We start from the raw sequence: 24,905 nt of genomic DNA, 5'->3' as shown, positions 1-24,905 counted from the left end.
CAAGGGCCCTGAAGGGGCGGGGCAAAACCTGAACCAGGTCAAGGCCGAGGGCGAAGGGCCGGCGCAACCTGCGGCCATGCACCGCCAACCAGGAAACGACATGCGCCACCCCTTGCCCTTGGTCATTGCCTTGACAGGCGCCTTCGCGGCCCAAGCGCAGACCGCGACTTCATTGCCACCCAGTGCCCTGCCCCAGGTGGTGGTCAGCGCCACGCGACACGCCATCGCTCTGGCCGACGCCCCGGCCGCGATCACCGTGCTCAACGCCGAGGCCGTGGCCGAGCGCGGCAGCGACAACCTGCTGGCCTTGCTGCGCACCGAACCCAGCGTCAGCAGCTTCGGCCGGCCCATCGGCGGACGCAAGGCCTTGAGCCTGCGCGGCATGGACCCGCGGCACACCTTGATCCTGGTGGACGGCCAGCGCATCAATGCCAGCGATGGCCTGGTGGGCTCGTCGGACTTCCAACTGGACTGGACCGGGGCCGTGGACATCGCGCGCGTGGAGGTGGTGCGCGGCCCGATGTCGGTGCTCTACGGCGCCGAGGCCCTGGGGGGGGTGGTCAACGTCATCACCCAGCCCTTGCCCGAGGCCTGGGAAGGGCGTGCCCTGCTGGAGGGCCGTGAAGGCGAAGGCGGGGGCAGTGGCCACCGGGCGGCCGTCGCCCTGCGGGGGGGCTTGGCGCAGGACTGGCGCGTGGGCCTGTCGGTGTCGGACGGTCGGCGCGAGGCCACGCCCACCCAAGCCGACCCCCGCATCACCGCCGTCGAGGGCCGCCACGCGAAGGAGGCCGCCCTGCGCCTGAGCTGGCTGCCCGCCCTGGGGCACGAGCTCACGCTGGACGCCCGCCACAGCGACGAGGACCGCTGGTTGGACGCCCGCGAGCGCAGCGGCCTGCGCCGCTACCACCAGAGCCTGCACGACCTGAGCCGCCGCCAGCTGGGCCTGGGATGGACCGCCAACTGGGAGGGCGAGCGCGGACTCGAGACTTTGTTGCGGGCCTACCGCAGCGGCTTGGACGTTCACAACCAGAAGACCAACGGCGTCGCCTCCCTGCGACCCAACACCCTGCGCGATGGCGTGGTCGAGGGCCAAGCCGGCTGGCGAGTCGGCGCGTCGCACCGGGTCACCACGGGCTTTGAGTGGCGCGACGAGCAGTTGGACAACGCGGGCCTGCCCGGCGGGCAGGCCCAGGCCACGCACCGGGCCGCGTACCTGCAAGACGAATGGCAGGCCAACACCACCTTGGCGATCACGGGTGGGCTGCGTGCCGACCACCACGCCCGCTTTGGCAGCGAGCTCAGCCCGCGCGCCTACGCGGTGTGGAAGCTGGGCGCCGACTGGACACTCAAGGGCGGGGTGGGGCACGGCTTCAAGGCACCGACCTTGAAGCAGATCGACCCGGCCTACCGCGAAGACGAGGGGCCCAACACCTACGTGGGCCGGGCCGACCTGCGCCCCGAGGTCAACGACAGCGCCGAGCTGGGCCTGGCTTGGGACGCCGCCCACTGGGGCGCCTCGGCCATGCTGTTCCGCAACCGGGTGGCGCACCTCATCGTGCCCAAGCTCATCAGCGGCACGGCGGCGCGCGGCGTCTACGAGTTCCGCAACATCGACCAGGCTCGACTGCAGGGCTTGGAGACGCAGCTGGGTTGGCGCCAGGGCGCTTGGTCGCTGCAGGCCAATGCCACCTGGTTGAGCGCCCGCGATGGCCAGGGCGTGTGGTTGGAAAAGCGCGCCGCCCGCACTTTGGGGCTGCGCGCCGACGTGCGCGGCGAGGCCGGCAGCCTGGGCGTCGCGCTGGAGCACCAAGGCGGCCTGCGCTTGGCCAGTGCGGTCGTTGGGCAGCCGCCGCAGGCCGTGCGCTCGCTCACCTTCGTGCACCTGCACGCCAAGGTGCCCGTCACGGCCCACATGGCCGTGCGCTTGGGCCTGGACAACGCGACGAACCTGCGTCTGGCCGAGCGCTCGCCCCTGTTCAGCTACGAAGACTTGCCACGCACCTTGCGGCTGACGCTGGAGGGCCGCTGGTGAACGCCGGCCGCTCGGCGCTTGAGGCAGGATGGCGGCATGGACCTCTACCCCGTTCTCAAACACACCCACATGGGCCTGGCCGCGGTGAGCGTGCTGGGCTTTGCCCTGCGCGGCCTGGCCGTGCTCGCCGGCGCGCGCTGGCCGATGAAGGCCGGCGTGCGCCAGGCCAGCGTGGTCGTCGACAGCCTGCTGCTGGCCGCGGGCCTGGGCCTCTGGGCCTGGCTGAAGTGGGCGCCCATGGGCTGGTTGCACGTGAAGCTCGGCCTGCTGCTGGCCTACATCGTGCTGGGGGCGTTCGCGTTGAAGCGTGCGCGCAGCGCCAGTGGCAAGGCGCTGTGCTTCCTGCTGGCGCTGCTGTGCGTGTTGCAAATGGCGGCTGTTGCGCGCTTCCACCACCCCTTGGGGCTGTTGAAGCTCTGGGTCTGAAGGAGGGGTCATGAGCCTGCTGCACACCCCGCCTGCCGTGGGCTTTGACCAGCCTTTCGAGATGCTCAGCGCCTGCCACGAGCGGGTGCAGCGCAGCCTGGCCTTGCTGGGGCGCCTGGCTGCGCACCTGCCGATGGCCGGCGCCGATGCGGCCGCGCGCGACGCGGCCGGCGACGTGCTGCGCTACTTCGACCTCGCCGCCCCGCACCACCACGAGGACGAGGAGCGGCACGTGCTGCCTCGCCTGCGCGCGATGGGTCGCGCGGACGTGGCCGATCGCTTGGCCGCCGACCACCAGGCCATGCATGCCGCCTGGGCCGCCTTGCGCCCGGGCCTGCTCGCCTTGCGCGACGACGCCCGCGTGCCCGACACCGGTTCGTGGGCCGCCTTTGGTGACCTGTACGACGCGCACATCGCCTTGGAAGAGCAGGTGGCCTACCCCGCGGTGCGGCGCACCTTGGCCGAGGGCGAGATCGCCGTCATGGGCGACGAAATGGCTGGGCGACGTCGCACGGGCCTGGCCTGATCGCCACGGCACGGGGCCTTGCGCTGCGTCAAGGCGCGCAAGGTCGGTCGGCCGTCGAATGGTGACTCCACCACAGGAGAAACCACCATGCAGCTTTGGAAGGATTTGCTCGGTTCCGACGTGGGCCTGATGAGCCTGGGCGTCATCGTCTTCATGCTTGGGATGGGCGCGTTTTACGTCCGCTACTTCCTGCGCCACGTGGCCGAAGACACCGTCCGCTCAGGCGGCCAGCGCTGATGGTGCCCACGCAGCCACCGACAACGACCTAAATATTGGTTTATTCAAATGAAGAGACAAAGGCATGGCGAAGTCCTACCCTGAGATCACGGCCGAGGTGTCCCGCAGCTTGGCGGCCCTTCGCGCCGATCAGCCCGACACCCTGCGCGGCTTCAGCAGCCTGGCGCAAGCTGCCACCCGGCCGGGTGCGCTGGATGGCAAGACGAAAGAGCTGATCGCGATGGCGCTGTCGGTCGCGGCGCGTTGCGATCCCTGCTTGGGCTTCCATGCGCAGGCATTGGTCAAACTGGGCTGCACCCGGGCCGAGTTGGAGGAAATGCTGGGCATGTGCGTGTACATGGGCGGCGGGCCGGCGCTGATGTACGCGGCCCACGCGATGGAAGCCTACGAGCAGTTCGGAGGGGAACGCGCGTCCGCCTGAAGGGCTTTAGTGCCGGAGCCGGCGCAAGCCCCAGGCCACGCCGAGCACGACCGGCACGACCGCCATCCCGACCAGGGCTTCCGACGACGGCCACCAGGCGGCCAGGGTGGGCCATTTGCCCAGGGCTTTGGCGGCGTAGCCAATCAAGCCCAGCGCGTAGTAGCTGATGGCCACGACCGACAGGCCCTCGACCGTTTGCTGCAGGCGCAGCTGTTGGTGCTGGCGCTCGGCCAGCGCGCGCAGCAGCTCTTGGTTGCCCTGTTCGCGCTGCGACTCGATGCGCACGCGCGCCAGGTTCAGCGCACGGTTGATGCGTTCGCCCACGTCGGTCAGTCGGCGGTCGGTGCTTTCGCAAAAGGCCATGGCGGGGGCGAAGCGCCGCGACAGGAAGCCGCTGAGCGTTTGCACGCCGGCCATGCGCTGCTCGCGCAGGTCGGCCAAGCGCTGCTGCACCAGCGCGTGGTAGGCCCGCGTGGCCGAGAAGCGGTAGCGCGTGCGCGCCGCGGCGTGCTCGACCTCGGCGGCCAGGGTGGTCAGCGCGGCGAAGGCCTGGGCGTCGTCGTGCTGGTCGTCGTTGGCCATGGCATCCACCGTGGCTTGCAAGCGTTGCTCCAGCGCGCCCAGGCGCTGCGACTCGGCCTGGGCCAGTGGGAAGCCCAGCATGGCCAGCATGCGGTAGGCCTCGATCTCGCACAGGCGCTGGGCCTCGCGGGCGGCCTGGTCGGGCGGCAGGTCGAAGTCCAGCACGAAGAAGCGGGTGAAGCCGTCGGCTCCCAGCTGCAGCGGCGTGAACAGCGCGGCGCTGCGGGCGTCGCCGATGAAGGCGCCCATCAAAGGGGCGAGGTCGTCGCTGCCCGGGGCGCTGCCGCTGCGCAGGGCGGCGCGGCAGCGGCCCAGCAATTCGTCGTTGCCGCGCGCGTCGATCAGCAGCACGTGCGTGGCGGCCAGCATGGCGCCGGCCCCGTCGGCCGTCAGGGCCTGGCGGAAGGCGGCGGGCAGTTCGTCCAGCGCGCTGGTGCGCAGCAGCTGCTCGCGCGCGCGGTTCCCGTCCTCGGGCCAAGGCGTGGGCGCCAGGGGCCGGTTGACCTGCCAGCTGACGAACTCGCCGTGGCGTTCGAACTTCAGCTGCCAATTCGGGCCTTGCACGCGCGCGTGGCGCTGGCCGGTCCGCGGGGCCTCCGCCCCGACGCTGGCGCACAAGGCCTGCAACGCGGCGTCGGCGCAGGCGGGGTCCATGCCGTGCTGCACCCAGTGGGAGACCGCACAGGGCGTGCGCGCGGGCAGGGCCGGTCGGGCGTGGAGCTCCTGGTGGAGTTCCAAGCCCGCGCGGGGCGGGAAGGCGGGGGCGTTCATGGCCCAGGGATTCTTTCAGCGCCAGGTGGTGCGGGCCTTGCCATCGGGCGAACCCTGGGATCGCCGCGCGCGGCGCGCTCGGGTAGGCTGCGCGGCCATGCCTGCCGTGCCTGACTCGACCGCCGAATCCAACGACCTGCTGTGGTGGCAACGCGCCCCGTCCGCCTTGTTCCGCGTGGACGTGGCGGGCCATGTGTGCGCGGTGAACCAGCGCTGGGAGGCGATGCACGGGCTGTCGGTGGGCGAGGCCCTGGGCGACCAGTGGTGGCGCTGCGTTCACCCTGACGACGCGCCGGCCGTGCGCAAGGCCTGGCGGGCCATGGTCACCCACGGGCATGGCTTGGACGTGCGCTTTCGGGTGTTGGGCTTGGAGGACGAGGTGCGGGCGGTGCACTGCCGCGCGACGCCCCTGCGCGGCAGCGACGGCAAGTTGCAAGGCTGGAGCGGCGCCACCGAGGACGTCACCGAGCCGCTGCAGCGCACGCACGAGCTGCGCCAGGAGCAGGCCTTGCGCATGCAACTGGAGCGCCACGCCCACGACCTGAACACGGTGCTGCGCGAGCGCAGCGAAATGCTGAACGTGCTGGCGCACGAGGTGCGCCAGCCCTTGAACAACGCCTCGGCCGCGCTGCAGAACGCCGCGCACACCCTGGCCGCGCGCGGCGACCCCCAAGCCACCGAGCCCCTGACGCGGGCGCAGCGCGTGTTGGGGCAGGTGATGGCGGGGGTGGACAACGCCCTGGCGGTGGCCTCCTTGGTGGCGGGCAACGGTCAGGCCGTGCTGGCCGAGTCCGACGTGGACCTGTTGCTGAACATCGCCATCGCCGACATGCCGGCGCCCGAGCGCGATCGCATCCGCGTGGTGCGCGAGTCGGCCACCCGCACCCTGATGCTGGACCCTGGGCTGACCCGCCTGGCCCTGCGCAACCTGCTGGCCAATGCCTTGGCGTTTTCGCCGCCGCAGGCCGCCGTGGACGTGCGCCTGAGCGACGCGCCCAACGGGCTGTTCATCGACGTGATCGACCGCGGACCGGGCATCGACGCGGCCGTGTTGCCGCGCCTGTTCCAGCGCGGCGCCCGCGGCCGGGCGCACGAACGCCGGGGCAGTCACGGCCTGGGCCTGTACATCGTGCGTCGCGCGCTGGAGATGCAGGGCGGCCGGGCCTTTTTGCTGGCCACCGGGCCGAAGGGCAGCGCCTTCCGGCTGGAACTGAACGAGGACGGGCCCGAAGCCGGGGAGGCCTGAGCGCCGCCGGCGGGCTCAGCTCAGCTCTTTGAGCGGCGCGCGGAAGGCGTAGCCCACGCGGCTCTTGCTGTGCAGGGGCACGGCCAGCGGGGTGGCGCGCTCGATGCGGCGGCGCAGCCGGAAGATGGTGGCGTTGAGCGGGTCGTTGTCGCCGTCGTCGGGGTTGCGGCCCAGGCCCTGCAGCAGGGTTTCGCGCGGCACCACGGCGCCTTGCGCCTTGACGAAGCAGCTGAGCAGCGCGAGGTCGGCCTCGCTCAGACCGACCCGGGAGCCGTCGGGCGCGACGAGGTCGGCGCTCTTGCGGTCCAGCACCCACATCGCGTCGGGCCCGGCGGGCGAGCTGGAGCGGCGGTGCACGGCCTCGATGGCGAGCGAGACCTGCTCGAACTGCACCGGCTTGGCCAGGTACATGTCGGCGCCGGCGCGCACGACGGACTGGAAGACGTCGGGCGACAGGCGCCCCGACACGACCAGGATGCCGGCCTTGGTGCGCAGGCGCAGGATGCGGATCAACTCCACGCCGTCGACCCCGGGCAGGGACAGGTCGAGCACGTAGAAGTCGAATTGGTAGGCGTTGGGCGACACGAGCAGCAGGTTGCTGTCGGCAAACACCTGCACCGACACCCCCTCGGAGCTGAGGTGCTGGGCGAGGTACTGGCTGAACTCGGGGTCGTCGTCGACGAGGGCGATGGTGGCGGGCAGCATGGGGGTGATTTTGCGGTGCGGCGGCGGCCTGGGGGCCCGGTCTTGCCCTAGCCGAACAGGGCGACCCAGCGGCCCTCGGGGTCGCCGGCGAACAAGGTGGCGGCCCAGGCCATTTCGCGCTCGCGCACCGTGCCCAAGAAGTGGTCGGCCCCGTTCATGGCGCGGAAGGTGTCGAAGCCGCACTCCAAGAAGGCCTGCAGCTCGCTCAGCCCGGCCGCCGAGGCGGGGCCGCGCATCATGCGCAGCGCGTGCCGCAAAAAGGGCTTGCGGGTGTAGACGTCGAGCGCGCGGCCGACGCTCAGGGTCAGGTCGATCTGCTGCTGCCGCGCCTCGGGCTGGCCCACGGCCTGCCAGGCCTGGACGTATTGCGCGGGCGTCGGCGCCTCGTCACCGGCGGGCAGCAACTGCGCCATGGCGGTGTCCAGGCGCTCGCTCAGGGCGTGCAGCCGGGCCAGCTCGTGCACGGTGTGCACCACCTCGCGCGGGAACAGGCGGACCAAGGGGCGCACGATGCGCTGGAACTGGGCGTCGCGCCGGCTGAAGTCGCGCGGGCCGTAGAGCTCGTCGAGAAAGAAGCGGGCCGCACCGGCGTAGCGCGGCGCGGCCAGCAGGTCGGCGTAGCTGCGCTGGAAGCGCGCCTGTTGCAAGGCCTTGAGCGCCGTGCAGCGGGCTTGCAAGCCGGGGTCGGCCGCCCGCGCGGCGCGTTCTTGGCCGACGCGGGCGAGGCAATCGAGGATGTCGGTGCCGATGGGGTCGGTCGTCATCCCCGGATTGTCAAACCGGGCTCAGGCCGGGGCCTTCTCGTCCTTTAGAACGCCGCGTCGAATCTGGTCGAGCTCGATGCTCTCGAACAGGGCCTGGAAGTTGCCTTCGCCGAAGCCTTCGTTGCCCTTGCGCTGGATGATCTCGAAGAAGATCGGGCCGATCACTTCTTTGGTGAAGATCTGCAGCAGCAGCTCTTTCTCGGCGCCCAGGTGCGCGGCGCCGTCGATCAGGATGCGCAGGCGGCGCAGCTCGTCGACGTTTTCGCCGTGGTTCGGCAGGCGCTTGTCGATCAGGTCGAAGTAGGTCTCGATGGTGTCCTGGAACTCGACGCCCGACTGCTTCATGCCCTGCACGGTTTGGTAGATGTGCGGGCTGCTGAGCGCGATGTGCTGGATGCCTTCGCCGTTGTACAGGTGCAGGTACTCGGCGATCTGGCTCTTGTCGTCGCTGCTCTCGTTGATGGGGATGCGGATCTTGCCGCAGGGGCTGGTCATGGCCTTGCTCTTCAGGCCGGTCAACTTGCCCTCGATGTCGAAGTAGCGCACCTCGCGGAAGTTGAACAGGCGCTCGTAGAAGTCGGCCCATTCCTTCATGCGACCGCGGTAGACGTTGTGCGTCAGGTGGTCGATGGTCTCCAGGCCAAAGCCGGGCACCTCGCTGGGCACGGCCTGGCCGTTGGCGTCGGTCAGCGGCACGAAGTCGACGTCGTAGATGCTGATGTTGCCGATCTGGCCGGGCTGGCCGCCGTCCTTGCCGTGCCAGCGGTCGACGAAGTAGATGAGCGAGTCGCCGATGCCCTTGATGGCCGGGATGTTCAGCTCCATCGGGCCGGTCTTGTTGTCGAAGCCCCAGGCGCCCAGTTCCAGCGCGCGCTGGTAGGCGAAGGCGGCGTCTTTGACGCGGAAGGCGATGGCGCACACGCAGGGGCCGTGCAGGCGGGCGAAGCGCTGCGCGAACGACTGCTCTTCGGCGTTGACGATGAAGTTCACGTCGCCCTGGCGGTACAGCAGCACGTTCTTGTGGCGGTGCTTGGCCACGGCCTTGAAGCCCATGGTTTCGAACAGCTTGCCCAGGCCCACGGGATCGGGGGCGGCGAATTCGACGAACTCGAAGCCGTCGGTTTGCATCGGGTTGTCCCAGGGGGTGAAGGCGGCCATGCGTGAGCTCCAAAGAGGGGTGCGGCACTGTAGGAACGAAGGCCCGCAGGAAGCCTGCAAGCTGTCCCTTTGTACGCGTCGTTGGCGCAGGAATCCTGCAAAATCGAGCAAATGAGCAACGCAGACGGGCTAGACGCCATCGATCAGCGCATCATTGCTGCGCTGCGGCAGGACGCGCGCCTGACCTTCGAACAACTCGCCGAGCGCGTGGGCCTGTCCAGCTCGGCGGTGCTGCGCCGGGTGCGGCGGCTGGAGGCCGAGGGCGTGATCACCGGCTACGCCGCGCAGGTGGCGCCCGAGCGCATGGGCTTGGGCCTGCTCGCATACATCAACGTGCGCTTGGAGAAGCACACCCCCAGCCAGCGGCAGAGCCCGATGGACTCGTTCCGGGCGGCGGTGCAGGGCTGGAGCGAGGTGGTGGACTGCGTGGCGCTGGCCGGCGAGATGGACTACCTGCTGCACGTGCAGGTGCGCGACATGGAGCACTTCTCGCGCTTCATCCGCGACACCCTGCTGCGCCATGCCAGCGTGCAGGACTGCAAGACGAGCTTCGTGCTGGAGCGGGTCAAAGGCCGCGGCTGACGCGGCGCTCCGGCCAGCGCTTCAGGTCCACAGCGAAGCGAACAGGGGCGAGGGGCAACCGAGCCGTTGGTTGAGGCGCGTCAGCCCGTGCTGCTCGAGCAGCGTGCCCCGGCCGGGTTCGGCCAGCAGCGAACGGCCCAAGCCCAGGCGGTCGCCCTGCGGCTGCCAGCGCAGGCCCAGCAGTTGGGCCAGCGTGGGTGCCACGTCCAGGTGGGTGAACTGGCGTTCGGTGCCCCCTGGCAGGGGCACTGGCAGGGGCTCGCCCTGGGCGTCCCAGCGGGCCACGGCGTGGAAAACGCCGCGGGGACGCACCGCCGCCGCGGCCTCCAGGGCCGGCATCAAGGGGTGGGCCTTGCTGAGGTGGTCGCCCATGACCCAAACGAGCTTGGCGCGGCCGTCACGCCGCGCGACGAAGGCCTGCACCAAGCGCTGCACGGCGGCGTCGGTGCAATGCAGCGCGTGTCGCATGCGGGCTTCGTCGTCGTCGCTGGCGACGGGCATCGGGCAGTCGGGGTCGGGGTTGCCGTGGGGGTCGTGCGTGTCCACCGTGAGCACGATGCTGGCGCGCGCGTGCGGGCCCAGCCGCGGGCGATCCCATTGGCGGATGACCTGCTGCACCAGCGCCGTGTCGGCCAGGCCCCAACCCTCCTCGGGAACGGGCACGCCCAGGGCCTGCCACTCGTCGCGCCCGAAGCGGCGGGCCACGCCGTGGTCGGCGAAGAAGCGGCCCTTGCCGGCGAAGTCCAGCGAGGCGCCGCCGTAGAACGAGAGCTCCCAGCCTTGGGCGGCCATCCAGTCGGTGAGGCACTGGCCGTCGGCGAAGAAGCGCGGCGCGCGGTCGGTCGACTTGGCGGTCAGCAGGCCCACGCTCTGCAGGGGCAGGCCGCACAGGCTGCTGAACAGGCCGGCCATGGTCCAGGAGGCCCCGTCCAGCATCTGCAAGCGGCCGAAGCGCGTGTGCGCGGCGCGCCAGGCCGCCAGCTGCGGCGCCAGCGGCGCCCCGAAGGCCCGTTTCCCGGCATAGGCCGCATCCAGGGATTCGACGTACACGAGCAGCAGGTCGGGCGGCGGGCCGACCTGGGTGACGCGTTGCGCGCGCGGGTCGACGTACCACTGGGCGATGGCGTCGCCGGAATCCGGGTCGGCGCAGCCGGGCTTGAGCGTGGTGGCCACCGACAGCCCGCTGGCCCCCAACAGCGCGACCCACAGCAGGCCGCGAGAGCGCGCTCGCAAGCGAAGGTGCAGCGCGGTCAGCGCCAGGGTCAGCAAGGCCCAGAGCAGCACGCTGCGCACGGCACGCCACAGGGCCTTGGCGTCGGCCCAGCCCAGGCCGCCCTCGTTCGCATGGAACAGCAGTTGGTCGACCGACACCGGGCCGAAGTAGACGCGCAGGTACCAGCTGCCCACCACGGTCAGCACCGGTCCGGCCAGCAGTGCGGCGGTGGCCCAGAAGCGGGGGCTGCGCCAGGTGGCGCGAACGGGGGCGATCGATGGCGGGACAGGGGTGGGCTTCTGCATGGACGTCGCATGGTCGGAGGCGTCCGTGTCACGGTCTTGCAGGGAAGGTAAAGCTGTGTGAACCCGGGCCTTGTGCCGGTCACACATCGCTGTATATACTGTGTATGTCACATATGCACAGTAAGACCCGCCCGTGAACGCCGAGTTGTTTCTCTCTCCCGCCGACGCCCAGCCGATGTACCGGCAGATCGTCGAGCAGGTGAGCGCCAAGGTGGTGGCGGGCGACTGGGCGCCGGGCGAGGCCTTGCCTTCGATCCGCGAGTTGGCCGCGGCCAACGGCGTGAGCGTGATCACCGTGAAGCGCGCCTACCTGGAGTTGGAGCACGCCGGGGTGATCGTCACCCGCCATGGCAAAGGCTCGTTCGTGGCCGAGTCGACCGAGGCCTCGCGCGCCCACCTGCGCGCTGAACTTATGCAGCACCTGGACCAGGCGCTGGCCCGTGCCGAGCGCTTGGACCTGAGCGAGGCCGAGTGGCAGCAACTCGTCCAAACCCGGCGCGCCGCGCGCGCCACCGACGGAGACACCGCATGACCCCCGCCTTCGCCCTGCACGGCGCCAGCAAGCGCTACGAGGCCTTCACCTTGCACCCCTTGGACCTGCGCCTGGAAGAGGGCCAGATCATGGGCTTGGTGGGGGTGAACGGCGCCGGCAAGAGCACCTTGCTGCGCTTGCTGGCCGGCTTGACCCTGGCGGACCGTGGCCGCGTCGAGGTGCTGGGCTTTCGCTTGCCCGAGCAGCAGGTGCAGGCCAAGCAGCACACCGGCTTGGCGTCGGACGACATGCGCCTTTACGGCTCCCAGACCCTGGCTTGGCACATGGACTTCGTGCAGCGCCTGGTGCCGCAGTGGGACGCCAGCTACGCCGAGCACCTGCGGCTGCGCTTCGACCTGCCGGCCGACCAGCGCGTGGGCGGTTTCTCGCACGGCCAGCGCGTGAAGGCGCTGCTGCTCTTGGTGCTGGCGCGCCGGCCGCGCCTGCTGCTGCTGGACGAGCCCACCACGGGCCTGGACCCGGTGGCGCGGGCCGAAGTGCTGGACGCCCTGTCGGACGTGCTGCTGGACGAGCGGCGCAGCGTGCTGTTCTCGTCGCACCAGACGAACGAAGTGGAGCGCTTGGCCGACCGCATCGGCTTCCTGCACCAAGGGCGCTTGCTGACCGAAGAAGACAAAGAGGACTACCTGCAGCGCTGGCGGCGCATCGTGGGGCAGGGCGCTTTGGCCGAGGCCGTGAGCGCCTGGCCCGAGGTGGCCCAAGTGCGCCGCAACGGCTCCCTGGTCGAGCTGCGCGTGCGCCAGCACAGCGAGGCGCTGCAGCAGCGACTGCTGGCCGAGGGCCTGCACATCCGCCAGGTCGAGCCCTTGTCGCTCGAAGAGATTTTTGTCACGACCGTTCGCCAGCACGCTGGAGTTGCCGCATGAACACCGTCTTCCACTGCCTGCGAGGGCCTGTGATCCGCACCCTGGTGCTCAAGGATTGGCAGCTGTTCGAGAAGCAGCTGGCCGCTTACGTGGGCGCCGGCCTCTTGGCCTTGGCGTTGATGGGGCTCGCCAAGGGTTGGAGCTTCTACTTGGGCTCGCTGATGCTGATCATCGTGATGGTCGCGGCGTCCTGCTTCGCGGTGAGCACGGCCTTGATCAACGAGCGCAAGGAGAAGACGCTCGCTCTGGTCATGAGCCTGCCGGTGACGCCCTTCGACTTCTACCTGGCCAAGCTGGTGGGCAACCTGATCACCTTCGGCGTGCCCTTCACGGTGCTGACCGCCGGTGCCGTGGCCGTCGTGTTGTGGACGCCGCTGCCCGACGGCTTGCTGACCCTGGTCTTGCTCTTGGCCGGTCACCTGCTGCTGGCCTTTTGCGTGTCGCTGGCCGTGGCGATGCGGGTCGAGTCCGAGGGCTGGAACATCTTCGCCATGGTTGGCAGCTCGGTCCTGATCAACCCCTTGCTCATGGCCTTGGGGCAAATCCCGGCCATCGCGTCGCACTGGTCGGGGCCCGAGGTGGTGTGGAGCTGGCAGGCCGTGGCCATCTTGGCCGGTCAGCTGGGCCTGGGCCTGGCGCTGCTGGTGCACACGGGTTGGCAGCACCTGCGCAAACCCGCCTTCTACTGACGCCATGCCCACCCGCCTGGACGCGCTGGACCGCCTGCGCGCGGGGGCGATGCTGGCCGGCGTGGCCTTCCACGCGGCCTTGGCCCACAGCCCCATGGTGCAGCCGCTGTGGCTCACCGCCGACCGCGCCCAAGCCCCCTGGCTGGACGGCCTCTTGTGGCCGATGCACCTGCTGCGCATGCCCCTGTTCTTTTGGCTGGCCGGATTCTTTGCGGCGTGGCAGTGGGAGCGGCGGGGCGCGGGTGGCTTGATGCGCGACCGCGCCCGCCGGGTGCTGGTGCCCTTGGTCGTGGGCCTGCCCTTGATGCACCTGGCCATGGACGCTTTGGTGCAGTGGGGCGTGGCCCACGTGCAGCACCCGTCGCCGCTGATGGGCTGGGTGCGCCGGGCCTGGGCCGAGGGCTGGCCCTCCCCCCCGCCCAGCCTGGGGCACCTGTGGTTCCTGGCTTACCTGTTGCTCTTCACCGTCTTGCTGTGGGTGGGGCGCACGCTGGTGCCGCTGGCTTGGCGGGCCCGCTGGTCGGTGCCCAGTCGGGGCGCCGGCGCCTTCGGGCTGCTGGCCCTGCCGGTGCTGCTGGTGCCGACCCTGGCCGCGGTGCCCGCGCCGCACCCGGCGCCCGAGGCGCTGCTGCCGCAGCCCTGGGCCATCGCGTTCTACGGCACCTTCTTCGCGCTGGGCACGGTGTCCCGTCCGTGGTTGCCGGTGCTCGCCCGCAAGAAATGTTGGCTGGGACTGGGGCTTGGGGCGGGGCTGGCCATGGTGGGCTTTGTGCTGCTCTTGCCCCGCCCGGTGCCGCCCGGCGATTGGGCGGTGGCGGCCGTCTCCAGCGTGGCGGCCGTGTGGGGGTGTGGGGCTGTGGCGGGGGCGGCCTGCGCGTGGCGGGCGCCGTTGGGGCGGGCGATGCACTTCCTGGCCGATGCCGCCTACTGGGTCTACCTCGTGCACCTGCCGATCTTGCTGGCCCTGCAGCTGGCGACGATGGACCTGGACTGGCCGTGGACCCTCAAGCTGCCGCTGGTGCTGGGCCTGACCTTGGGCTTGAGCCTGGGGACCTTCGCCCTGTGGATTCGCAACGGCGTTTGGGGCCGCTGGCTGCTCGGGCGGCGCGAGGCCGCCCCGGCCTGAGGCCTCACATCGTGGTGTCGGGGCCGCGGGCCAGCGGGTCGCCGGCCAGGTCGTGCAGCAGGCGCAGCGTGGGAATGGGGCCGAGGTTGAGCAGCGCGCCGATGTCCGTCAGGTCGTCGGGCAGGCCCGCGTTGTCCCAGCCCAGCATGCTGTGGCGGGCGGCGCGGGTGGCCAGGTACACGCAGCGGTCTTGCGGGTCCTGGGGGTCGCGCTCGTCCAAGAGGTGACCGAACACCGCGGGCAGGTGCCAGGCGCGGATCAAGTCCTTTTGCAGGCTCATCAGGTCCACGCCCAAGACCTGCTGCTGCGCCACCTTGCTGCGCAAGCCGGGGTCGAACTTCTGATGGATGCGGATGGTCTTGGCCAAGGCCGGCGCGTGGCACCACAGCAGCAGCTCGGCGAAGTCGTGCAAGAGCGCGGCCTGGTGCAGGATGTCAGCGTCGGGGTCCATGCGGTGGGCGGCGAAACCCAAGGCGAAGCGCGAGGCGCGCTCGGCGCGACCGAGCACGGCGTCCACGCCGTCCAAGGCCTCGCTGTCGCCGGCCAACCAGTCTTCCAGGGTGGGTTGCGGGCCGAGCAGGTTGAAGAAGGGCGTGATGCCCATCAGCACCACGGCGCTGGTCAGGGTTTCGGCGTCGGCCGTGCGCCGCTCGCGGTTCAGGTTCGAGGCGTGGATCAACACCTTGAGGGTCATCAAGGGGTCGTTGGCGAAGGTCTGCCCGATCAGGTGGGCGTCGACGTCGTCTTCGTTGGCCCGCAGTTGCTCCAGGGCCTCGGCGCTGCTGGCCAGCACCGGGAATTCCTGGCGGCGGAAGTGGTCCACCCACGCATCGGCGCGGTGCAGCGATTTGGTCAGGAACTCGGCGCGGGGCTGGAAGTCCATCGAGGGCACCAATGACAAGGGCCGCCCGATGATAGGGCGGCCCTTGCTTGGGACAAACGCGGATTACAGGCGCTCAAGGCCCTGCAAAAACGTGAATCGGCGTTCGCCGTTCTCGAACAGCACGCCATGCCCCGTGCGCGGGTCGTGGCGGAACTCCAGGTGCGACGCTTGGTCGACGTCGTCGGCAGGCGGGGCCTGCAGGCGCTCGGCCAGCGCGTCGAGTTGCTGGCTCAGGGTTTGGAGGACGCGGGCCACGGCGCGGCGCAAAGGGGCGCTGCTTTGGGTGGCGTGGCGGGTGGCGAGTGGCGAAGCGTGCATGTCGGTCTCCGGCATCGCCGCCGTGCAGGCGGCGATTCAGTCGTGGGGCGTGGGGGGATGAAGGTCTTGCAAGGCGTGGCGCAGCTGGGACTGGGCCGACTGCCGGGCATGGGGGCCCTGGTGTCGGCCGGCTTGGCGCAGCAGGGCGGGTGCGACCACCGGATTGCGCGGTTTGCGCAAGGCCTTGGCGGTCATCGGTCGGGCTTGGGTGAAATGGGGCATCGTGATCTCCTGAGCAACACTGTCTGATAAACAGTGCGCAAATGATAAAGAACACTTGCTCAGGAAATCAAGCCCCCACAACGTGGGGCGCCAAAAAAAGGCGCGCGCGGTCAGCGCTTCTTCGAGGGCTTGAGGGGGGCGATGCCGGCCGCGGCCTTGCGCCAGTCGTTCAGGCTGTCGTCGGTGGCCGGGGCTGGGCGTGTCGGCGTGGGGGCCGGGCTGGGCGCGGGCGTCAGCACTTCGCCCAGCAGGTCCAGCAGTCGGGTGCGGGCGCGCTGGGGGTGGCGGCGGTAGTAGGTCAGCACCAGGCCGACGATGAAGCGCTCGTCGTCGTCCTGCGGCACGCTGGGACTGCCCTCGTCGGGCCGCGGCACGGGTGCCGCGCCGGGGGCCGGCGAAGGGGCCGCGCCTTCGGCCGGGTCGAGGTCCATCCAGCCGCGCGGCTTGTGGCAGCACTGCTCGAACTGCCGCGCCAAGCGCTCGCCGATCTGGCGCGAGCGGCTTTTGATCTGGCTCCAGTAGCTGGGCTGGATCAGCACCCGTTCGGCAAAGCGCCGCTCCAGGCCGCGCAGCGCGGCGGCGTCAGGGTGCTTGATGGTGGCAGCGACGAATTCGTCGAACAGGCGCAGCGCGTTGTCCAAACGGACTTGCGCCACATCGCGGGGCGCGGTCGGCATAGGGGCGCAATGATAAATGCGGCTTGATCAGGCCGCGGCGCCCCTCACTCCAGGCCGCGCGGCGGCCCGCTGGCGAGCCAGGCCTCGATCTGGGCCTGCCGGTCGTTGCCCCAGAACGGCTCGCCGTCCACCACCACGTAGGGAGCGCCAAACACGCCGGTGGCGATGGCCGCCTCGTTGGCGGCCTTGAGCCGGGCCTTCCAGGCGGGGTCGTTCCAGGCGGCTTCGGCCGCGTCGGCGTCCAAGCCCGTCTCGTGCACCAGGGCCTTGAGCGCCGGAACGTCGCTCAGGTTCACGTTGCGCGTGAAGTAGGCGCGCAGACCCGCCCGCGCCCAGGCGACGGCGCGTTGGGGGTCAGCCTCGTGCAGCCACCAGAACACGCGGGCGGCGTTCTGCGTGGGGATGGGGAAGGGGTCGGGCATGCGGATGGGCACGCCGGCAAAGGCGGCCGAGCGCTGCACGTCGCGGTAGAGGTAGTCGCGCTTGAGCGGGAAGTTCACCGGCGGCTGCAGGCCGGTGACTTGGTTGGCCGCGCCCAGCAGGATGGCGTGCCACCGCACCGTGCGGCCGTGGCGCGCGGCCACCGCGCCAATCCACTCGGACGCGATGTACGAGTAGGGGCTCGAGAAATCGAAGTAGAAGTCGATGGGCAGGCGCATGGCCATGAGTATGCGCGTGCGCCCCCCAGCGCGCGGCCCGGAATCACCCCGCGTGCTGCCAACAATTCGGCGCCACGCCCAAGGGCGTCAGGCCGCGCTGCTTCGGGCTCAGGCCTTGCATGGCCAAGCGCAGGTCGCGGGCCACGCGGCCGTTGGTGAAGTAGCTGTGCTGCGTGAGGCCACTGACCAGGGGCTGGCAGTCCACTTGGACGATTTTTTGGTGCAAGTGCTGCGGCCTGGCCGCCCCCCGCTGTCCCAGGCGATCGGGGTTGCCCTTGGTGTAGTCGCTGATCTTCAGCGCCGTGTCGCCGGCGTTGTGCAGCACAAGCACGGTTTGCGCCACCTGGTGCAAACGGGCCAGGGGCTGACCGGGCTCGAGCACGTCGTCATCGACGTCGGCCGCGGCCATCACCACGTGGTCGAAGAGGCGCGGCATGGTCGGACCGGGGCTGAACTCGAACACGCGGGCCAGCGCGTTTTGCAGCACGTAGTTGCCCATGGAGTGGGCCAGCAGGTGAATCTTCTGGCCGCACAGCGCGGTGGCCTCCAAGCGGGCCACGGCGCGGTCGACCTCGGCCTGCGGCGAGCCGGCCATGGCCTCCCGCAGTTGCCGCATCTGCACGCTGCCCTGTCGCGCCTCGCGGCCGAGCTGGTGCAGGTGGTCGCGCAGCTTCAGCAGGCCGCGGCCGAAGGCGCCCGAGGTGCCGCGGGCGTCGGCGCGATCGCTCTTGTAGCTGGCGAAGGGCAGGGCGGCGCCGTCGCTCGGCCAGGTGAACAGCACGACGCGCACCGGGTGGCACTGGGCCGGGTCGTCCAGCGCGGGGTCGACGCGGTTGAGCGCGGCCTCGAAGGCGGCGGCCGTGGCCACGGCCTCTTCCCAACTGACGTTGAAGCCGTGCACCAGCACCAGCAGGTCGCGGCCGGCCTGCATGTCGGCGCGCAGGTCGGCGAACATGGCCAAGGAGCCCAAGCGGACATCGGCCTGCGCGGTCTCGTTCAAGCCGGCGTCGGGGATGTGCTCGGCGTAGGCCTCGATGCGTTGGCTGTCCTTCACGCACTGCGTGAAGTAGCCCTGCAGCGCCTCGCCATCGCCGGCGCCGATGCGCGGGTTGGGCGCCTGGGCCAGCAGCGCGTCCACGCGGGCGCGGTCGGCTTGGAACACCACGCGGCCGAAGCGCAGGTTCTCCATGCCATCGCTGGAGAAGCGCTTGCCGTAACGCGTGGGCTGGAAGCGGTGCTCGCCCTCGTGGGCGCGGTTGGTGGCGTAGTAAACGCTGATGTCCATGGGTCGGGTCTCGGTGAGCGGGCGCCACCGTAGCAGCACGCCGCCCCCTTGGCGATCCCGAACCTGGTGGCCCTCAGGCCATGGCGCGGCCGATCAAGATCTTCTGCACCTCGCTCGTGCCTTCGTAGATCTGGCAGACCCGCACGTCGCGGTAAATGCGCTCGACCGGGAAGTCGCTCACGTAGCCGTAACCGCCGAGCACCTGGATGGCGGCCGAGCACACCCGCTCGGCCATTTCGCTGGCGAACAGCTTGGCCATGGCGGCTTCCTTCAGGCAGGGCTTGCCGGCGTCTTTCAGCGCGGCGGCGTGCCAAATGAGCTGGCGCGCGGCCTCCACCTGCGTGGCCATGTCGGCCAGCTTGAACTGGATGGCCTGGTGCTGAAAGATCGGCTGGCCGAAGCTGACGCGCTCCTTGCTGTAGGCCAGGGCGGCTTCCAGCGCCGCGCGGGCCATGCCCACGGATTGGCTGGCGATGCCGATGCGGCCGCCTTCCAAACCGCTGAGGGCGATCTTCAAGCCCTGGCCTTCGTCGCCCAATCGGTAGGCGGCGGGGACGCGGCAGTTCTCGAACAGGATCTGCGCCGTGTCGCTGCTGTGCTGGCCCATCTTGTCTTCCAAGCGGGCGACGGTGTAGCCGGGGGTGGCCGTGGGCACCAAGAAGGCGCTGATGCCCTTCTTGCCGGCGGCCTTGTCGGTGACGGCCATGACGATGGCCACGTCGCCGTTCTTGCCGCTGGTGATGAACTGCTTGACCCCGTTGAGCACGTAGTCGTCACCGTCACGCACCGCGGTGGTCTTCAAGCCGCCCGCCTCCGAGCCGACGTGCGGCTCGGTCAGGCAAAAGGCGCCCAGCATGTCGCCACGGGCCAAGGGCTTGAGGAACTGTTCCTTCTGGGCCTCGTTGCCGAAGGCCATGAGGATGGAGCACACCGGGCAGTTGTTGACGCTGACCACCGTGGAGGTGCCGCCATCGCCGGCGGCGATCTCTTCCAGGATCACCGCCAAGGCCAGGTAGTCGAGGCCGGCGCCGTCGTACTCCGGCGGCACCGCCACGCCGTAGCAGCCGAGTTGGGCCAGGCCCTTCAGTTGCTCGGCGGGGAATTGGTGGGCCTTGTCCCAGGCGGCGGCGTGGGGGGCGATTTCGGCCTGCACGTAAGCGCGAACGGCGTCTTGGACGGCGAGGTGGTCTTCGGAGAGGAGCATGGGGGTCTCTTGGGTCGGTTCAGGCGCCGGGCTTCATCGCCGCCAGGTTTTCGTCGAAGGCCGTCACCAGCAGCACTTGGGTGCGGCCGCCGTGGCGGTGCAGGTGGTAGCCGGTGCGGAACTGCTGCAGCAGCGAGCCGTCGGCGCGCGTCAGCGTCCAGCGCAGCAGGGCGAAGGCGTCGTGCGCGCCCATCAGCGTGGCCTGCTCGATGGCGAAGTCCACGCGGTCCAGGCCGGCCTCGCGGTAGACGGCGCAGAGTTGGCGCATGTTGTCCTGCACGGGCGCGTGCTCGGCCCACCAGGTGACCTTGCCCCCTTGGGAGATGGCCATGGGCGCGGCGCAGTGGGCGGCCACAGCGTCGCCGTTCAGGTCTTGGTAGGCGTCGGCGTAGGCCCGGAAGAAGGCCTCGATGTCGTGCAGTTGCATGGTGGGAAGGCTCGGCTCACCAAGCCAGGGGCTGGCCGTCGAAGTTCAGGTAGCTGCCGTTGTCGCCGGCGCCCAAGCCCACCAAGGTGCGGCGCATGGCGGCCACGGCGTCGGCCGGGCTCAGGTCGGCCTGGGGGCCGCCCATGTCGGTGCGCACCCAGCCGGGGTGGAAGGCGACGCAGGTGGCGCGCCCGCCCAGCACGATGCTGGCGTCCTTCAACACGGAGTTCACCGCCGCCTTGCTGGCGCGGTACAGCCAACCGTTGGGGCTGGCGCGCAGGGCCATGGAGCCCATCTTGCTGCTGATGACGGCCAGCTTGGCGCCTTGGGCGAGCGTCTCGGTCAGGGCGGGCAGCACGCGCATGGGACCCAGCACGTTGGTGCGCATGACGAAGTCGAAGTCGTCTTGCGAGGGCGCGGTGGGCGCGTCCACGTGCGGCCCGTACACGCCGGCATTGACGATGGCGATGTCGAACTGCAGGCCGTCGAGTTGCCAGGCCAGGCCGGCGCAGGAGCCGGGGTCGAGCACGTCCAGGCGCACCGGTTTGGCGCCCAGGTCGCGCAGGCGGATGAGGCTGGCCTCGTCGCGCGCGGTGGCGGTGACTTGGTGGCCCTCGGCCCGGTACTGCTTGACGAACTCGAGGCCGATGCCGCGCGAGGCGCCGATGACAAGGAGGTGCATGGAGAGGAAAGCAAAGACCGCGGCCGGGGCCGCGGTCGGGTTCGGTGGAAGGACGGGGGCTTAGATCATTTCCACGGCCATGGCGGTGGCCTCGCCGCCGCCGATGCACAGCGCCGCCACGCCGCGCTTGAGGCCGCGCTTCTTCAGGGCGCCCAGCAAGCTGACGACGATGCGCGCGCCGCTGGCACCGGATGGGGTGGCCCAGGGCCACGGCGCCACCGTGCACGTTGACGATCTCGTGCGGCAGCTTGAACTCGGTCATCGCGGCCATGGTCACGGCGGCGAAGGCTTCGTTCACCTCCCACAGGTTGACGCTCTTGGCGTCCCAGCCGGCCTTCTTCAAGGCCAGCTCGATGGCGCCCACGGGCGCGGTGGTGAACCACTCGGGCGCGCGGGCGTGCACGGCATGGCTGACGATGCGGGCGATGGGGCTCAGGCCCCGCTTGGCGGCCTCGCTTTCGCGCATCAGCACCAGGGCGGCGGCGCCGTCGGAGATGCTCGACGCCGTGGCGGCGGTGATGGCGCCGTCCTTCTTGAAGGCGGGCTTCAGGCCGGGGATCTTGTCGAGTTTGGCCTTGAAGGGCTGCTCGTCGTGCTTGATGACCGTGTCGCCTTTCGGGCTGCGCAGCGTGACCGGGGCCATTTCCCAGTCGAAGCTGCCGTCTTCGTTGGCCTGTTTGGCGCGCTGGGTGCTGGTGATGGCGTACTGGTCCATCGCCTCGCGGCTGAATTGGTAGTGGCTGACGCAGGACTCGGCGAACACGCCCATGGCCTTGCCGCGCTCGTAGGCGTCTTCCAGGCCGTCGATGGCCATGTGGTCGTACATCTGCGTCATGCCGTACTTGACGCCCTTGCGCGCGAACATCAGGTGCGGCGCGTTGGTCATGCTTTCCATGCCGCCCGCCACGACGACGTCGGCGCTGCCGGCGGCCAGCATGTCGTGGCCGAACATCATGGCGCGCATGCCGCTGCCGCACATCTTGCTCAGGGTCACCGCGCCGGCGCTGTCGGGCAGCCCGGCCTTGCGCAGCGCTTGGCGGGCCGGGGCCTGGCCTTGGCCGGCCATCAGGCAGTTGCCCATCAGCACTTCGTTGACGGCGTCGCCCGGCACACCGGCGCGCTCGACGGCGGCTTGGATGGCCACGGCGCCCAGCTCCCAGGCCGCGAGGTGGGCGAAATCGCCCAGCAAACCCCCGATGGGCGTGCGGGCGGCGGAAACGATGACGATGGGATCGGACATGGTGGGCTCCGGGGCTGTAATCGAATGGAACTCGCGATTTTGGCGCGTTTGCTGCGGCGCAATATCAGCAGGGGCTCAGCAGCCACAGCCCCAGCTGATGGCGTCGGCCGACAGCAGGTGCCAAGCGCCGTTCAGGTTCACCAGCAGCAGGCGCAGCCAAGGGTCGTCGTGCTTGGGGATTTCGTCCAGGTGGCCGGGACCGCGGCCGGTGGCTTCGACCCACAGCAGGTCGGGCACGCCGTCGGCGTCCAGGTCGAAGGGGCGCAGCTCGGCTTGGGTGAAGCCGGTGCGGGCACGGTCCAGGGCGAAGACCTGGCGTTCGCTGCGCGCCGGGCCGGGCGGCAGGGGACGCGTGCTGTGCAACCAGAACAGGCGCGGCGGGCCACCGGCTTGGGTGGCTGGGGGGAAGCCATTGCGCCGCCGCGTGGCGGCGTCGGTGTCGCCGAAGGCGTAGCCCAGGCCGTGCCAGTTCTGGCACATGGCCTCGTTGTCGGGCAGCCAGGCCCGGTTCGCCCACTGCGGGGTGTGTTCTTCGCCACGGACGCGGCCGTCGCCGAGCAGGTCGATGCGGTGCAGTTTCTTGGTCAGGCGTTCGACGCGCGCCCCGGCGAACTGGGGGCCGGGGGCGTAGAGCTCGCCGACGAACCACTGCTGCCGGGCGTCGAAGCGCGCGGCCAATTCGGCCAGGGGCTCGCCGGGGCCGGCCAGTTCGGTCGGATTGCGGAACCAGGAGGGGCGCAGCGCCGGCAGGGGCAGCGCCTGCCACAGCGCCATGTTCAGCGCGGCATCGGCCTCGAAGCCGTTGCCCCGCACCGGTCGCAAGGCCTCCGGCGTCCACGCGGGCCAGGGTCGCGGCGGGTCGCGGTGGTCCACCATCTGGCCGTGCAACTGGCGGCGCATGGCGGCCAGTTCGGGGTCTTGCGCGAGTGCGGCGCAGCCCGCGAGGGCGTCGCAGGGTCGGCCGCGCCACATGACGTACTGACCGAGGTGCTCCCAGTTGGGCTCGATGGCGAAGGCCAGGCGGGGGTTGAAGTCGGGGTTGGGCAGGCCGTCGGGGCCTTGGGGTTGGGCGATGCGCTCCATGGCCACGGGCGTTTCGGCCAGGTAGCGGCAGGCGATGTGGCCCCGCTGGACGGGCGCGCCAGGGGCGACCGCCGTTCGGACGGGGCAATAGTCGGTGCCGCTCGGCGCCTCCAGCATCAATTCGGCGTTCAGGGGAAGCCGCGCCAGCACCTCGCCCTGCGGGCTCGGCGCCGCACGCAGAAAGACGCCTTGGCCGGCCACCCAGCGCAGCTCGCTCGGGACCCCGCCCACGCCCGCACGCCGCGGTGCCACCGGGGTGGCGCTCAGCACGTGGCAGGGCACGAAGCCGGTCTGGTCCCAGCGGACACTGCCCCAGCAAAACTCGGTGCCCGCCACCGCCCGCACGGCCGCCAAACGGCTGCCCTGTTGCAGGTGGACCAAGACGGGAGCGTCTGCCCGCGCTTCGGTGCGGACGGGCAGCACCGGCACCTGAACCCACCGCGTGCCGAGTTCGGGGGGCTGTGCCCCCGCGTTCAGGGCGCCCCAAGCCAACAGAAGGGCCAGCCGTTTCATCGGCCCACCAAACGTTCGGCCAGGCGCGCCAGCGTGGGCTCGTCTTGCCACCCTGGCAGGCTGGCCAGTTGGAAGGGCAGGTGGCTGTAGCGGTGCAACAGCATCAGGCGCAGCAGTGGCACGGGGTCGGCGGGCACCGGCTGAAGCAGGCCGTCGAACCAGGCCTGCACGCGCGCCGGCACGCCGCTGCACAAGAAGCACAGCGGCCCCAGCCAGTCGTAGGCGGGCAGGCCCACCAGGCCGTCGCCGAAGTCGAACATGCCCGCCAGGGCGTCGTGCTCGTCCACCAGCAGGTTCATGGGCGTGTACTCGCCGGTGAGCAGCACGTCGGGCGCGCCCTCGGCAGGCAAGGGGCCGTCCAGGAACGCGGGCAACTGGGCCAGGAAGTGCGCGGGTAAGCCGGTGCGCTGCTGGCGCGCCACGCACTGCGCCCGCTGCCGGGTCAGGAAGTCGGCCCAGGCCGGGGCGCGCTCGGCTTGGTCGCCGACGGGCAGGGCGTGCACTTCGCGCGCCAGTTCGCCCAGGCGCTGCAACAAGGTCAGGCGCTGGATCTCGGTCATGTACGGCCAGCGGGTCAGCAAGAGCTGGCCGGGCAGCTGGGTCATGCGCGTCCAGCGCCAGGCGTCTTGCTCGCCTTGGGCCAGCAGCGTGGGCGTGGGCAGGCTCAGCTGGCCCTGCAGGCGCTGCAGCAGGCCCTGCTCGAAGTGCGCGTGGTCGGCCAAGAAGGGCGGGAACAGCTTGAGCACCTGCGCATCGCCCAACAGCGCGACCAGCACGGTGCCCTCGCCCGCCGCCCGCCAGTCGCCGGTCCAGCCTTGGGCCCTGACCAGGGCTTCCATGGCCGGACGCCAAGCCTCGGGCTGGTCGTGAAAGGCGTCGAAGGCGCGCGGGTCTTGTGCAGGACCACCGCTGGGCAGGGGCAGGCGGGTCACGGGCGCACCATGAACTGGCTGCCGCGCACGTCCTTGGCCACCTGCTGCAAGTGCGCCGCGAAGGCGGCGTCTTCGCCGCGCAGGAGCTGCGGCAGCAGGAAAAAGAAGTCGTCGCGCCCGCACCACTCGCGCATGGCGTCGTCCCAGCTGTTCCAGCGGCGGCGCTCGCTCTCGCTCATGTCGGGCTTCCAGGCCACGAGGTAGGCGCGCTCGAACAGGCTGATGAGCATCTCGAAGATCACCTGCATGCGCTCTCGCTGCTCGGGCGTGGGGTTCTCCAGCGCGGCGGCGGTGCGCAGCTGCAGGTCGCTGTGCTGCAGCACGACCTTGAGGAACTCGTCGTAGGCGTCGGCCAGCAGCAGGTAGGCCTCCTCTTCCTCGTTCTCACGCTCGGCGCGCTCTTGCTTGAGGAACACCCAGATGGCGAAGGGCAAGCCCACCACCGTGACGATGAAGCTCGCCATCTCGAGGGTTTCGTGCCAGTTGATGTCCATGCAATCGCGGGGGGGCCGGTGGGGCCTCGATTCTGCGCTGCGGCCTATCCTGCTCGCTGCCGTTCCGAAGCCCATCGTTGGAGA

General features: G+C 70.4%; 28 protein-coding genes and 1 pseudogene. 11 read left to right on the top strand and 18 right to left on the bottom strand.

Annotated features, from left to right (window positions below):
* The first annotated feature begins 100 nt into the window (after nucleotides 1–100).
* The 5 genes from EOD73_RS06955 to EOD73_RS06935 all read left to right on the top strand — a co-directional run bounded on the left by EOD73_RS06955 (nucleotide 101) and on the right by EOD73_RS06935 (nucleotide 3,642).
* Entirely contained in the window at nucleotides 101–2,032 is a 1,932-nt protein-coding gene (locus tag EOD73_RS06955; protein ID WP_164845970.1) for a TonB-dependent receptor plug domain-containing protein, read from the top strand.
* Between the two features lie 36 nt (nucleotides 2,033–2,068).
* Nucleotides 2,069–2,458, top strand: coding sequence for a SirB2 family protein (locus tag EOD73_RS06950; protein WP_127682135.1), 390 nt, complete (start codon nucleotides 2,069–2,071; stop codon nucleotides 2,456–2,458).
* Nucleotides 2,459–2,468: 10 nt separating this feature from the next.
* Nucleotides 2,469–2,984: a hemerythrin domain-containing protein gene (locus tag EOD73_RS06945; protein ID WP_127682134.1), complete on the top strand. Its 516-nt coding sequence runs from the start codon at nucleotides 2,469–2,471 to the stop codon at nucleotides 2,982–2,984.
* A gap of 87 nt (nucleotides 2,985–3,071) precedes the next feature.
* Entirely contained in the window at nucleotides 3,072–3,221 is a 150-nt protein-coding gene (locus tag EOD73_RS06940; RefSeq protein WP_127682132.1) for a DUF3149 domain-containing protein, read from the top strand.
* 64 nt (nucleotides 3,222–3,285) lie between these two features.
* A complete protein-coding gene (locus tag EOD73_RS06935) occupies nucleotides 3,286–3,642 on the top strand; it encodes a carboxymuconolactone decarboxylase family protein (RefSeq protein WP_127682130.1) in 357 nt (118 codons plus the stop codon).
* A gap of 6 nt (nucleotides 3,643–3,648) precedes the next feature.
* On the opposite strand, the gene EOD73_RS06930 is transcribed toward EOD73_RS06935, so the two are convergent.
* Nucleotides 3,649–4,995, bottom strand: coding sequence for a DUF3422 domain-containing protein (locus tag EOD73_RS06930; RefSeq protein ID WP_127682128.1), 1,347 nt, complete (start codon nucleotides 4,993–4,995; stop codon nucleotides 3,649–3,651).
* 97 nt (nucleotides 4,996–5,092) lie between these two features.
* Here EOD73_RS06930 and EOD73_RS06925 point away from each other — a divergent pair, with 97 nt between their 5' ends.
* The gene (locus EOD73_RS06925) at nucleotides 5,093–6,241 is read left to right on the top strand and encodes a PAS domain-containing sensor histidine kinase (RefSeq protein WP_164845969.1); all 1,149 of its coding nucleotides are present in this window, start codon (nucleotides 5,093–5,095) and stop codon (nucleotides 6,239–6,241) included.
* A gap of 15 nt (nucleotides 6,242–6,256) precedes the next feature.
* Here EOD73_RS06925 and EOD73_RS06920 read toward each other — a convergent pair whose 3' ends face one another.
* From EOD73_RS06920 to hppD, 3 genes are read right to left on the bottom strand one after another with little or no spacing between them, the layout of a single operon-like run.
* On the bottom strand, nucleotides 6,257–6,946 hold the full coding sequence (locus EOD73_RS06920) for a response regulator transcription factor (RefSeq protein ID WP_127682124.1): 690 nt from the start codon (nucleotides 6,944–6,946) through the stop codon (nucleotides 6,257–6,259).
* 47 nt (nucleotides 6,947–6,993) lie between these two features.
* Complete coding sequence (locus tag EOD73_RS06915) at nucleotides 6,994–7,710, bottom strand: DUF8198 family protein (RefSeq protein WP_127682122.1); 717 nt, start codon at nucleotides 7,708–7,710, stop codon at nucleotides 6,994–6,996.
* A 21-nt stretch (nucleotides 7,711–7,731) separates the two neighbouring features.
* Nucleotides 7,732–8,868 carry a 4-hydroxyphenylpyruvate dioxygenase gene (gene hppD / locus EOD73_RS06910; protein ID WP_240660620.1) on the bottom strand — a complete coding sequence of 379 codons (1,137 nt, stop codon included), beginning with the start codon at nucleotides 8,866–8,868 and terminating at the stop codon, nucleotides 7,732–7,734.
* Between the two features lie 111 nt (nucleotides 8,869–8,979).
* Here hppD and EOD73_RS06905 point away from each other — a divergent pair, with 111 nt between their 5' ends.
* A complete protein-coding gene (locus EOD73_RS06905) occupies nucleotides 8,980–9,450 on the top strand; it encodes an Lrp/AsnC family transcriptional regulator (RefSeq protein ID WP_127682120.1) in 471 nt (156 codons plus the stop codon).
* A gap of 21 nt (nucleotides 9,451–9,471) precedes the next feature.
* Here EOD73_RS06905 and EOD73_RS06900 read toward each other — a convergent pair whose 3' ends face one another.
* Nucleotides 9,472–10,968, bottom strand: a complete 1,497-nt coding sequence (locus EOD73_RS06900; protein WP_164845968.1) for a sulfatase-like hydrolase/transferase — start codon at nucleotides 10,966–10,968, stop codon at nucleotides 9,472–9,474.
* 133 nt (nucleotides 10,969–11,101) lie between these two features.
* On the opposite strand from EOD73_RS06900, the gene EOD73_RS06895 reads away from it, so the two are divergent.
* From EOD73_RS06895 to EOD73_RS06880, 4 genes are read left to right on the top strand one after another with little or no spacing between them, the layout of a single operon-like run.
* Nucleotides 11,102–11,500 (top strand): GntR family transcriptional regulator, encoded by a 399-nt coding sequence (locus EOD73_RS06895; protein ID WP_240660619.1) that lies wholly within the window; start codon nucleotides 11,102–11,104, stop codon nucleotides 11,498–11,500.
* Nucleotides 11,497–12,387: an ABC transporter ATP-binding protein gene (locus EOD73_RS06890; protein WP_127682116.1), complete on the top strand. Its 891-nt coding sequence runs from the start codon at nucleotides 11,497–11,499 to the stop codon at nucleotides 12,385–12,387. Before EOD73_RS06895 ends, EOD73_RS06890 begins: the two co-directional genes overlap by 4 nt.
* Nucleotides 12,384–13,076, top strand: a complete 693-nt coding sequence (locus EOD73_RS06885) for an ABC-2 transporter permease (protein WP_127682114.1) — start codon at nucleotides 12,384–12,386, stop codon at nucleotides 13,074–13,076. The genes EOD73_RS06890 and EOD73_RS06885 overlap by 4 nt, the downstream gene beginning before the upstream one ends.
* 4 nt (nucleotides 13,077–13,080) lie before the next feature.
* Nucleotides 13,081–14,202, top strand: a complete 1,122-nt coding sequence (locus EOD73_RS06880) for an acyltransferase family protein (RefSeq protein WP_127682112.1) — start codon at nucleotides 13,081–13,083, stop codon at nucleotides 14,200–14,202.
* A 4-nt stretch (nucleotides 14,203–14,206) separates the two neighbouring features.
* On the opposite strand, the gene EOD73_RS06875 is transcribed toward EOD73_RS06880, so the two are convergent.
* From EOD73_RS06875 to EOD73_RS06815, 13 genes and pseudogenes are all read right to left on the bottom strand, one after another.
* Nucleotides 14,207–15,094, bottom strand: coding sequence for an HDOD domain-containing protein (locus EOD73_RS06875; RefSeq protein ID WP_240660643.1), 888 nt, complete (start codon nucleotides 15,092–15,094; stop codon nucleotides 14,207–14,209).
* Between the two features lie 54 nt (nucleotides 15,095–15,148).
* Nucleotides 15,149–15,403, bottom strand: coding sequence for a hypothetical protein (locus EOD73_RS06870; RefSeq protein ID WP_127682108.1), 255 nt, complete (start codon nucleotides 15,401–15,403; stop codon nucleotides 15,149–15,151).
* A 36-nt stretch (nucleotides 15,404–15,439) separates the two neighbouring features.
* Complete coding sequence (locus EOD73_RS06865) at nucleotides 15,440–15,625, bottom strand: hypothetical protein (RefSeq protein WP_127682106.1); 186 nt, start codon at nucleotides 15,623–15,625, stop codon at nucleotides 15,440–15,442.
* Nucleotides 15,626–15,735: 110 nt separating this feature from the next.
* The gene (locus EOD73_RS06860) at nucleotides 15,736–16,302 is read right to left on the bottom strand and encodes a hypothetical protein (protein ID WP_127682104.1); all 567 of its coding nucleotides are present in this window, start codon (nucleotides 16,300–16,302) and stop codon (nucleotides 15,736–15,738) included.
* Nucleotides 16,303–16,346: 44 nt separating this feature from the next.
* Entirely contained in the window at nucleotides 16,347–16,967 is a 621-nt protein-coding gene (locus tag EOD73_RS06855) for a 2-hydroxychromene-2-carboxylate isomerase (RefSeq protein WP_127682102.1), read from the bottom strand.
* Between the two features lie 37 nt (nucleotides 16,968–17,004).
* Complete coding sequence (locus EOD73_RS06850) at nucleotides 17,005–18,246, bottom strand: alpha/beta hydrolase (protein ID WP_127682100.1); 1,242 nt, start codon at nucleotides 18,244–18,246, stop codon at nucleotides 17,005–17,007.
* 73 nt (nucleotides 18,247–18,319) lie between these two features.
* Nucleotides 18,320–19,450, bottom strand: coding sequence for an acyl-CoA dehydrogenase family protein (locus EOD73_RS06845; RefSeq protein ID WP_127682098.1), 1,131 nt, complete (start codon nucleotides 19,448–19,450; stop codon nucleotides 18,320–18,322).
* Between the two features lie 19 nt (nucleotides 19,451–19,469).
* Nucleotides 19,470–19,877 (bottom strand): DUF6841 family protein, encoded by a 408-nt coding sequence (locus EOD73_RS06840; protein ID WP_127682096.1) that lies wholly within the window; start codon nucleotides 19,875–19,877, stop codon nucleotides 19,470–19,472.
* Nucleotides 19,878–19,893: 16 nt separating this feature from the next.
* The gene (locus EOD73_RS06835; protein WP_127682094.1) at nucleotides 19,894–20,559 is read right to left on the bottom strand and encodes an SDR family oxidoreductase; all 666 of its coding nucleotides are present in this window, start codon (nucleotides 20,557–20,559) and stop codon (nucleotides 19,894–19,896) included.
* Between the two features lie 60 nt (nucleotides 20,560–20,619).
* Nucleotides 20,620–21,799 (bottom strand): annotated as a pseudogene (locus EOD73_RS06830) (acetyl-CoA C-acyltransferase).
* A 75-nt stretch (nucleotides 21,800–21,874) separates the two neighbouring features.
* Nucleotides 21,875–23,395, bottom strand: coding sequence for an SH3 domain-containing protein (locus EOD73_RS06825; protein ID WP_127682092.1), 1,521 nt, complete (start codon nucleotides 23,393–23,395; stop codon nucleotides 21,875–21,877).
* The gene (locus EOD73_RS06820) at nucleotides 23,392–24,327 is read right to left on the bottom strand and encodes a phosphotransferase family protein (protein ID WP_127682090.1); all 936 of its coding nucleotides are present in this window, start codon (nucleotides 24,325–24,327) and stop codon (nucleotides 23,392–23,394) included. The genes EOD73_RS06825 and EOD73_RS06820 overlap by 4 nt, the downstream gene beginning before the upstream one ends.
* Entirely contained in the window at nucleotides 24,324–24,821 is a 498-nt protein-coding gene (locus EOD73_RS06815; RefSeq protein ID WP_127682088.1) for a hypothetical protein, read from the bottom strand. The genes EOD73_RS06820 and EOD73_RS06815 overlap by 4 nt, the downstream gene beginning before the upstream one ends.
* Nucleotides 24,822–24,905 lie beyond the last annotated feature (84 nt).

Source organism: Inhella crocodyli, assembly GCF_004004565.1.
In the GTDB taxonomy this organism is placed as follows: Bacteria; Pseudomonadota; Gammaproteobacteria; order Burkholderiales; family Burkholderiaceae_C; genus Inhella; species Inhella crocodyli.
The sequence above is the reverse complement of the archived record's forward strand: the minus strand, read 5'-3'. Positions and strand labels throughout refer to the sequence as shown.

What these genes read in the sequence shown, in the direction of transcription:
- hppD (WP_240660620.1), bottom strand. Translation starts at nt 8,868, where the DNA reads ATGGCCGCCTTCACCCCCTGGGACAACCCGATGCAAACCGACGGCTTC.
- EOD73_RS06815 (WP_127682088.1), bottom strand. Translation starts at nt 24,821, where the DNA reads ATGGACATCAACTGGCACGAAACCCTCGAGATGGCGAGCTTCATCGTC.
- EOD73_RS06860 (WP_127682104.1), bottom strand. Translation starts at nt 16,302, where the DNA reads ATGCCGACCGCGCCCCGCGATGTGGCGCAAGTCCGTTTGGACAACGCG.
- EOD73_RS06855 (WP_127682102.1), bottom strand. Translation starts at nt 16,967, where the DNA reads ATGGCCATGCGCCTGCCCATCGACTTCTACTTCGATTTCTCGAGCCCC.
- EOD73_RS06915 (WP_127682122.1), bottom strand. Translation starts at nt 7,710, where the DNA reads ATGACGACCGACCCCATCGGCACCGACATCCTCGATTGCCTCGCCCGC.
- EOD73_RS06900 (WP_164845968.1), bottom strand. Translation starts at nt 10,968, where the DNA reads ATGCAGAAGCCCACCCCTGTCCCGCCATCGATCGCCCCCGTTCGCGCC.
- EOD73_RS06930 (WP_127682128.1), bottom strand. Translation starts at nt 4,995, where the DNA reads ATGAACGCCCCCGCCTTCCCGCCCCGCGCGGGCTTGGAACTCCACCAG.
- EOD73_RS06905 (WP_127682120.1), top strand. Translation starts at nt 8,980, where the DNA reads ATGAGCAACGCAGACGGGCTAGACGCCATCGATCAGCGCATCATTGCT.
- EOD73_RS06835 (WP_127682094.1), bottom strand. Translation starts at nt 20,559, where the DNA reads ATGCACCTCCTTGTCATCGGCGCCTCGCGCGGCATCGGCCTCGAGTTC.
- EOD73_RS06950 (WP_127682135.1), top strand. Translation starts at nt 2,069, where the DNA reads ATGGACCTCTACCCCGTTCTCAAACACACCCACATGGGCCTGGCCGCG.
- EOD73_RS06885 (WP_127682114.1), top strand. Translation starts at nt 12,384, where the DNA reads ATGAACACCGTCTTCCACTGCCTGCGAGGGCCTGTGATCCGCACCCTG.
- EOD73_RS06840 (WP_127682096.1), bottom strand. Translation starts at nt 19,877, where the DNA reads ATGCAACTGCACGACATCGAGGCCTTCTTCCGGGCCTACGCCGACGCC.
- EOD73_RS06865 (WP_127682106.1), bottom strand. Translation starts at nt 15,625, where the DNA reads ATGCCCCATTTCACCCAAGCCCGACCGATGACCGCCAAGGCCTTGCGC.
- EOD73_RS06935 (WP_127682130.1), top strand. Translation starts at nt 3,286, where the DNA reads ATGGCGAAGTCCTACCCTGAGATCACGGCCGAGGTGTCCCGCAGCTTG.
- EOD73_RS06890 (WP_127682116.1), top strand. Translation starts at nt 11,497, where the DNA reads ATGACCCCCGCCTTCGCCCTGCACGGCGCCAGCAAGCGCTACGAGGCC.
- EOD73_RS06940 (WP_127682132.1), top strand. Translation starts at nt 3,072, where the DNA reads ATGCAGCTTTGGAAGGATTTGCTCGGTTCCGACGTGGGCCTGATGAGC.
- EOD73_RS06955 (WP_164845970.1), top strand. Translation starts at nt 101, where the DNA reads ATGCGCCACCCCTTGCCCTTGGTCATTGCCTTGACAGGCGCCTTCGCG.
- EOD73_RS06925 (WP_164845969.1), top strand. Translation starts at nt 5,093, where the DNA reads ATGCCTGCCGTGCCTGACTCGACCGCCGAATCCAACGACCTGCTGTGG.
- EOD73_RS06850 (WP_127682100.1), bottom strand. Translation starts at nt 18,246, where the DNA reads ATGGACATCAGCGTTTACTACGCCACCAACCGCGCCCACGAGGGCGAG.
- EOD73_RS06845 (WP_127682098.1), bottom strand. Translation starts at nt 19,450, where the DNA reads ATGCTCCTCTCCGAAGACCACCTCGCCGTCCAAGACGCCGTTCGCGCT.
- EOD73_RS06870 (WP_127682108.1), bottom strand. Translation starts at nt 15,403, where the DNA reads ATGCACGCTTCGCCACTCGCCACCCGCCACGCCACCCAAAGCAGCGCC.
- EOD73_RS06880 (WP_127682112.1), top strand. Translation starts at nt 13,081, where the DNA reads ATGCCCACCCGCCTGGACGCGCTGGACCGCCTGCGCGCGGGGGCGATG.
- EOD73_RS06920 (WP_127682124.1), bottom strand. Translation starts at nt 6,946, where the DNA reads ATGCTGCCCGCCACCATCGCCCTCGTCGACGACGACCCCGAGTTCAGC.
- EOD73_RS06945 (WP_127682134.1), top strand. Translation starts at nt 2,469, where the DNA reads ATGAGCCTGCTGCACACCCCGCCTGCCGTGGGCTTTGACCAGCCTTTC.
- EOD73_RS06825 (WP_127682092.1), bottom strand. Translation starts at nt 23,395, where the DNA reads ATGAAACGGCTGGCCCTTCTGTTGGCTTGGGGCGCCCTGAACGCGGGG.